We start from the raw sequence: 7,149 nt of genomic DNA on the forward strand, positions 1-7,149 counted from the left end.
GTATAATATAAGCAAATGAAAGCGGTTAATTATTAAGGTGCAAACTTGATAGAATTTAAATAAAGTATTTGTGTTGAATAATAGAATCAAAAAATAACAGGGAGGCGAAATTAATGGATCTTGGAACATATATTTTCGTAGGGATGGTTTCTTTAGCAATCATCTTAGTTGTTGGTGTTATCAGTTTTATAAAAAAAGATAAATAATGATATGACAGACTTGATTAAAGAAAAATAATTAAATAGAGGAAAATTGCTAAAAAAAGTAAGGAGAAGATTAAAATGAGACAATTAAGCGGTATTAAAGTGTTTCTCTTTGGTTATTTATGTTATGTAGTCTTGGCCGTGTTTCTTGACCTATTTCTTGGATTCAATCAATGGAATCGCGAGCTTAGATTTATATTCATGTTCTTCGTTTTTGGGACGTTGTCTCTATTTTTAAACAAGGGCTATTTCGATAAGTTTTTAAGCAAAAAGATTGAATAGAGTATAGACTGGAGATGAGTGTAATGAATCGTATCTTCAAATATCTTATTTCAAGTATAATTATAGGAGTTACCGTATTCTATGCCGTTTATTATACAAAAGGTGAATATAACTATATGGCAATTCCGACAGCTTTCCTTATTAACGGACCAATTTATTTCAGTAGGAAGAAAACCTAGTTTAGCAAGCTAACTTTTAAAAATAAATGGAATAGGCTCTGGAATTTTAGTTCTGGAGCCTTTATTATTGGGATTGAGAGACTGTATTTGAAGGGAGTAGTTGGCATGGACAAAAAGATTGAAATCCAGAAGCAAGATTTCTATGAGATGATGTAAAAATAATAAATTAGAATTGTAGAGGTTAGATATGAATAAAAAATTCGAGCAAATGAGTTTAAAAGAGCTTTGGCAACTGTTTCCGATATTTTTAGTCAAACATAATAAAGAGTGGACAAAATGGTATGAAGAAGAAAGAAAATCAATATTATCAGCATTGCCGAGTAAAAGCACAAAAAGAATATCTCATATCGGAAGCACGGCTATATCAGGAATATGGGCGAAAAATATTGTGGATATATTAGTTGAAGTAAACGACAAAGCGGATTTAGATTTTGTTAAAAATACTCTAATAAACAAGGGTTGGCTATGTATGAATATGACTGAAGCCCGCATTACATTAAACAAAGGCTACACAGAACAAGGATTTGCAGAAAGAGTATTCCATCTTCATATTAGAATTGTCGGAGATAATGATGAACTGTATTTTAGAGATTATTTGAATGAGCATAAGGAAATAGGCAAAGAATATGAAGTCTTAAAACTATCGCTTTGGAAAAAATTTGAACATGATAGAGATGGATATACTGAGGCAAAAACAGATTTTATAAGAAAATATACAAATTTAGCAAAAAGTTTATATGGGAAAAGATACTAACCAAATTTCTCGTTTGTAAGAAGAGATTAGGATAGATAATGTTTGATAAAGAAATAATGGCAAAGGCTCTGGAATTTTAGTTCCGGAGCCTTTATTATGTGGTTGAGAGACCGTAATTGAAGGGAGTAGAGGTCATGAACGAAAAGATTGAAATCAAGAAGCAAGATTTCTATGAGATGATGTATTTAATGGAGAAAATTCTGTATATCGCAGAACGCTCAGGAGCCAGAGAGGATAGCGACAATAACGCGTATTCTCTAGCCATCACCTTTAGAAAAGAGAACGTTGTGCAGGAGCTACTATCACTTCGAAGAAAAATGGTTGATTATTTAGATGAGCAGGGCGAAGCGGAGTTAGAAAAAATCCTCGTACCAATTGATGACATTGCTATTCCATATGGCCTAACGCTGGAAGCCTTACGAAAAGAATTCGAACCGTACTTGCCGAAGAGGGTTGAGGGATAAGTAAGGTCAAAATAAATTAAGAAAGCTTAGAAATTGCGTATTTCTAAGCTTTTTTGTATAGAAAATATATAAAAAGCGAGATTGATTATGTCCATCATGATTAGTAAAATTAATGTATAGTTTTTGTTTAAAAGGAGGATATACATGCAATTTAACACAGATAAGCCAATTCAAAATTCAACGGAAGATTTATTAGGGAGAAAGAGTTTTTCTAAGAATTTAGCGGAAGCTGTCGATAAATATAAGGGTACTGATTCGATAGTGATTGGCCTTTTTGGAAAATGGGGAATAGGAAAGACGTCTATAATAAATATGATTTTAGAAAACTTGAATGACAAGATTATTGTACATTTTTCTCCTTGGAATTATTCTTCTCATAGTGATTTGATAAATTTATTTTTTATTGAGTTAGGTCAATCAATTCTTGATAGTAGAAATGCTCAAGATAAAAAATCTTTGAAGAAGGCTTTTTTCAAATACAAAAGATCAATTAAAGATATTTCGAATAAACCTATAGTAAAAGGTATTATAAGTGCTCTTCTACAAAAGCTCTTAGGAGTGTATCTAGAATTTTTATGGAGTCCCCCATCTTTGGAAGAAACCCGAGAAGAGCTAAAAAAAGAATTAGGGAAAATTAACAATAAAATTATTGTTGTAATTGACGATATAGATCGTCTTACGCATAAACAGATTAGAGATATTTTCCAATTGGTAAAGCAAGTGGCTAATTTTCCTAATATTGTATATTTACTCTCTATGGATAGAGATATAGTTTGCGATGCTTTAAATCATGAGCCCCAGATTAATGGACATGAATATTTAGATAAAATCATTCAAATTCCTATGGAAGTTCCTAAGTTGAGAAAAATAAAATTGGAAAATGTTTTATTTGGTAAGTTAGATTCTGTTCTAGAATCATATTCTGAAGACATCATTATCCATAAAGAATATTGGAGAAGAGTATTTGAAAATTGTGTTGAACCATATATTGGCACGTTGAGAGATGTGAATAAGATAATAAATATTTTCCAATTTAGATTTGGATATTTACATGAAGAAACTTGTTTTGAGGATATGCTGGCAATTACAATTTTAGAGGTTTTAGAACCAAAGTTATATAGGTGGGTAGGTAGTCATAAAGATGAGCTTTGTGAAATAGGGAAAAAAGGATTTGTAACGAACGATGGTAAACATATAGAGCCTAGAGATATGTATACTAAAGAATTTAATGAATTAGGGATTAATTCAGAAAAAGCGATATTAGCTCTATCTACCTTATTTCCTGTGTTTGCAAGAAGTGTTAAAGAAAACCGTTATGATGATAATGCTACAGATATACGAAAAAACATGAGAATGGCTAATATTGAGAGATTTGATTTATATTTTATATTTGATTTAGATGATATTAAAGTTTCTCGTACAATTGTTAGTGCATTTGCTTATTCTTTTAGCAAAAAAGAAATGGAAGAAACTTTAACTTATATTAATGATGTGGGAGAAATTTATTATTTACTAGAAGAATTACATTCGTTGGTAGATAGCATTCCGAAAGAACGATTAAAAGTTATGGCCAAAACACTTCTAAGCTTCCAAGGGAATTATAGTGGAAGAAAAGAATCGTGGTTAATGCCGATAGCCGCTAAAGATAAGGCAAATTATTTAGCAGAGGCTATTTTAAAACGTATAGAAAATGAGAATGAAAGGTTTGAAGTAATCCAGTATGCAGTTAATAATGTTGAGGCTAAAGGATTAGGGCAACTAGGTGTCCTAATCAATACTATAGAACTTGCTTATGGTAGATTAGCTGGAGAAAATGAAAAGAAGGAAGATCAAATAATAAGCTTAGAACATTTATTAGAGATTGAAAAAATATTTTTAGATAGAATTCAAAATGTTGCAGAAGAGGGCGACTTCTTGGAAATAATTGATATGAGAATAGCTTGTTATCTATGGAAGTCTTTTGATGAGAATAGTTTTAGAGAATTTATAAGTGAGAAATTAACAGATAAAATTTATAAATTAAAATTTTTGTGTACATTGGCTGGAGAATGGAACGGAACAAGGGGAAAAGGCTGGGGTTATAGTCTAAAAGAGTTTTCCGAGTATATTTCAGATGAAAATGTATATAACCTTATAAAAGGATTGAATAAAACAGAATTAAATTCATTCAGTAAGATAGAGAAAATTAAACTTGCTTCGTTTGTTTTAAACTATGAGGCCAAGGATGAATATCATGCAAATATAGAAGCTGCAGAAGCACTCGTAAAAGAGTGGGAAGAAAAAGATTAATATAATGAAACGACATGATTGGTTTTCCCAGTCATGCCGTTTGCTATATAAGCCTCCCTAATCGTATACTAACGATGTACACCATTAAGGAGGTTTTTTATGTTTTTATCGGAAGAGTTATTACAAGAAATTCATGAGCGTGCACCGCGTTATGATAAAGAGAATGCGTGGCCTGCGGAAGACTATGCAGCGTTAAAAGAAGCGGGATACTTGAAGGCGTTCGTGCCAAAAGAGTACGGCGGATTCGGTCTCTCATTAAAAGAAATTGCGCAAGAACAAACACGTCTTGCGATGGCAGCTCCAGGGACTGCGCTTGGGGTGAACATGCACCAGATTATTGTCGGCCTTGGCAAGCACATGGTTCGTTTTGGCAACAAGAAGGGAGAACAAATCCTTCGCGATGCTGCAGAAGGCAAGTTGTTAGCGTTTGGGATTTCTGAACCTTCGAATGACCGTGTGTTATTCGGTTCGATTTCTGAGGCTCGTCCTGAGGGTGGCGGCGCGTATCGTTTCTACGGCAAGAAAGTCTTCTTATCTATGGGTAAATATTGCGATAAGTTGGTTTCATTTGGACAAGATAATACAGGTGAGTCACCATTGTCAGTATTCGCGTATTTAACGCCTGACCAAGAAACGTTTATCGTAAAAGACGACTGGGATACAATGGGCATGCGTGCGACGCAATCAAACAGCGTGGAGTTAAAAGGCATCTTCGCGGCAGAAGAGCAAATCTTAACGAAAGTCGCTCCTGGACCAAGCTTCGACCCAGTGGTGTTCGGTATTTTCGCGTACTTTGAGATTTTACTGGCGGCAACGTACTTCGGTATCGGGAAACGTGCGCTAGAAATCGGAGTAGAAACGGTGAAAACTCGTCACTCTGTATCGAATGATGCGCCTTATGCTAACGACAAAAACATTCGCTGGAGAATTGCGGAAGCGGCGATTATGCTCGACGGCATTCAACCGCAAATTAACGAGTTGAGCGACACACTTGAATCAAGCACGGAATACAGCTTCATCTGGTTGCCTCGTTTATCTTCTATTAAGAACCGTTCAGTAGAAGTATCGAAGAAAGCCGTGGAAGAAATCGTCCGTGCATGTGGTGGTAGTTCATACTTCAACCGTACAGAATTATCTCGCTTATACCGCGATGTGTTGGCTGGCTTGTTCCAACCAAGTGACCAAGAGTCATTACATGATGCGTGGGCAAATATTCTCTTAGGACCGATCCAATAATTTCATTTATATAGTAGAAAAGCTCGCTTGCGTAGTGCAGGCGAGCTTATTTGTCGAAAGAAATAGCGAAAGGATTAACGAATTAATTGCATATAATACTCAACAACCACTTCTGGAGGAAGAGACATTCCGTTACTCGACCACCATTTGACAGTTTCCGCAAAACTCGTCACATAATGATTAGTGACGAACGCCTTAGGGATGGATTTATTTGCGCTGTTAGAAAAATCAGCAAAAAGAATGGTTAAGTGTTGCTTAAAGTATCTTAAAAAGAGTTCACTGTTTTCATCAATCAGAAATGCGCTAATCTTATTTTTTTGCTCTCGTAGATGCCATAATAGATGAGAGAGTTTATTGGATAATGCGCTGTTTCGATCCTTTAAAGTGCATGAATCGTCAGTGTGAAGACTTTCGAAGATATGGTCAAAAATCTCTTCGCAAATAGCGTTTAATAATTCGTCTTTTGTCTCGAAGTGTGCGTAAAAAGTGCTCCGTCCAACATTAGCGGTATCGATAATGTCTTGCACAGTAATTTTACTGTAACGCTTCTTTTCTAAAAGAAGACTAAAAGCTTCAAAAATAGCTTTTCGTGATTTTTGTTGTCGTCGATCCATAGGAAGAATCCTCCGTACAATTTATTAAAAATGTTCGTTATCTTACAGAAATACTAAAATGACTGTTGTTTTGAAAAATTATAATTCTATATAATTACGATACAAAGTGTTCGATAGTGTACAAAATATACAGTATTTATTATTAGATTTCAAGGGGTGAGTATATGAAACAAGAGATGCGGAAGGGGATAATCATGGCGATACTTGCTGCAGTACTATATGCGGTGAGTTCTCCTTTTTCAAAAGTATTATTAAATGAAATGCCGCCCACATTAATGGCAGGATTTTTATATTTAGGTGCAGGTATTGGAATGAGCTTGATTGCAGTTTTAAGAAGAGTGAGACAAGCTGAAATCACTGAGATTCATCTCAGTAAAGCCGAATTGCCGTATACGGTTGCTATGATTTTATTAGATATAGCAGCGCCAATCTGTTTGTTGATAGGGCTAAGCGCAACAACTGCTGCGAATGCCTCTTTGTTAAATAATTTTGAGATTGTTGCGACTGCGCTGATTGCGTTAGTAGTTTTTAAAGAACGTATCAGTAAACGGTTATGGATAGGAATTCTTTTCGTAACCTTTTCTAGTGTTATCTTGTCTTTTGAAGATTTTTCGAGTCTAGAGTTTTCCTATGGTTCTTTATTTGTATTATTGGCTGCTGTTTTCTGGGGATTGGAAAATAATTGCACCAGAAAACTTTCTTCCTGTGATCCGTTAGAGATTGTCTTGTTAAAGGGAATATTTTCTGGAATTGGCTCTATCGTAATTGGTTTAGTGCTTGGTGAGAGATTGATGAATCTTTGGAGCGTCATTGCGGTTATGGCTTTAGGAATTGTGTCTTATGGACTAAGTATTTATTTTTATGTCCATGCTCAACGCCTTCTTGGGGCGGCAAGAACCAGCGCTTATTATGCTGTTTCTCCATTCATTGCATCTTTCCTGTCTATTCTAATTTTTGGTCAGATGCCAGAAGTTACTTATTTTATTGCACTAATGTTGATGGCAGTAGGAGCATGGTATTCTTCTCATGATGGTATTGAAGAGTAAAATATAGTAGAAAAGCTCGCTTGCGTAGTGCAGGCGAGCTTATTTTTATAGTTGAACAAACAAAATGTAACATATAAGTTAC

6 protein-coding genes are annotated in these 7,149 nt (G+C 34.8%); 5 read left to right on the forward strand and 1 reads right to left on the reverse strand.

Features of this window, described 5'->3' with window-relative positions; genetic code table 11:
• Positions 1-851: 851 nt before the first annotated feature.
• The 4 genes from O3793_RS04775 (at position 852) to O3793_RS04790 (ending at position 5,407) form a co-directional block, all read left to right on the forward strand.
• Positions 852-1,418, forward strand: coding sequence for a GrpB family protein (locus tag O3793_RS04775; protein WP_371446048.1), 567 nt, complete (start codon positions 852-854; stop codon positions 1,416-1,418).
• A gap of 134 nt (positions 1,419-1,552) precedes the next feature.
• Positions 1,553-1,882 carry a hypothetical protein gene (locus O3793_RS04780; RefSeq protein ID WP_371446049.1) on the forward strand — a complete coding sequence of 110 codons (330 nt, stop codon included), beginning with the start codon at positions 1,553-1,555 and terminating at the stop codon, positions 1,880-1,882.
• Positions 1,883-2,026: 144 nt separating this feature from the next.
• Entirely contained in the window at positions 2,027-4,171 is a 2,145-nt protein-coding gene (locus O3793_RS04785) for a P-loop NTPase fold protein (protein WP_371446051.1), read from the forward strand.
• A 99-nt stretch (positions 4,172-4,270) separates the two neighbouring features.
• Positions 4,271-5,407 carry an acyl-CoA dehydrogenase family protein gene (locus O3793_RS04790; RefSeq protein ID WP_371446053.1) on the forward strand — a complete coding sequence of 379 codons (1,137 nt, stop codon included), beginning with the start codon at positions 4,271-4,273 and terminating at the stop codon, positions 5,405-5,407.
• Between the two features lie 74 nt (positions 5,408-5,481).
• Here the strand turns inward: O3793_RS04790 and O3793_RS04795 are convergent, their stop codons facing one another.
• A complete protein-coding gene (locus O3793_RS04795) occupies positions 5,482-6,021 on the reverse strand; it encodes a TetR/AcrR family transcriptional regulator (RefSeq protein ID WP_371446055.1) in 540 nt (179 codons plus the stop codon).
• Positions 6,022-6,185: 164 nt separating this feature from the next.
• Here O3793_RS04795 and O3793_RS04800 point away from each other — a divergent pair, with 164 nt between their 5' ends.
• Positions 6,186-7,067, forward strand: a complete 882-nt coding sequence (locus O3793_RS04800; RefSeq protein ID WP_371446057.1) for a DMT family transporter — start codon at positions 6,186-6,188, stop codon at positions 7,065-7,067.
• Positions 7,068-7,149 lie beyond the last annotated feature (82 nt).

The sequence above is a fragment of the Granulicatella sp. 20925_1_28 genome (assembly GCF_041433575.1).
GTDB lineage: Bacteria > Bacillota > Bacilli > Lactobacillales > Aerococcaceae > Granulicatella.

What these genes read in the sequence shown, in the direction of transcription:
- O3793_RS04790 (WP_371446053.1), top strand. Translation starts at nt 4,271, where the DNA reads ATGTTTTTATCGGAAGAGTTATTACAAGAAATTCATGAGCGTGCACCG.
- O3793_RS04780 (WP_371446049.1), top strand. Translation starts at nt 1,553, where the DNA reads ATGAACGAAAAGATTGAAATCAAGAAGCAAGATTTCTATGAGATGATG.
- O3793_RS04785 (WP_371446051.1), top strand. Translation starts at nt 2,027, where the DNA reads ATGCAATTTAACACAGATAAGCCAATTCAAAATTCAACGGAAGATTTA.
- O3793_RS04775 (WP_371446048.1), top strand. Translation starts at nt 852, where the DNA reads ATGAATAAAAAATTCGAGCAAATGAGTTTAAAAGAGCTTTGGCAACTG.
- O3793_RS04795 (WP_371446055.1), bottom strand. Translation starts at nt 6,021, where the DNA reads ATGGATCGACGACAACAAAAATCACGAAAAGCTATTTTTGAAGCTTTT.
- O3793_RS04800 (WP_371446057.1), top strand. Translation starts at nt 6,186, where the DNA reads ATGAAACAAGAGATGCGGAAGGGGATAATCATGGCGATACTTGCTGCA.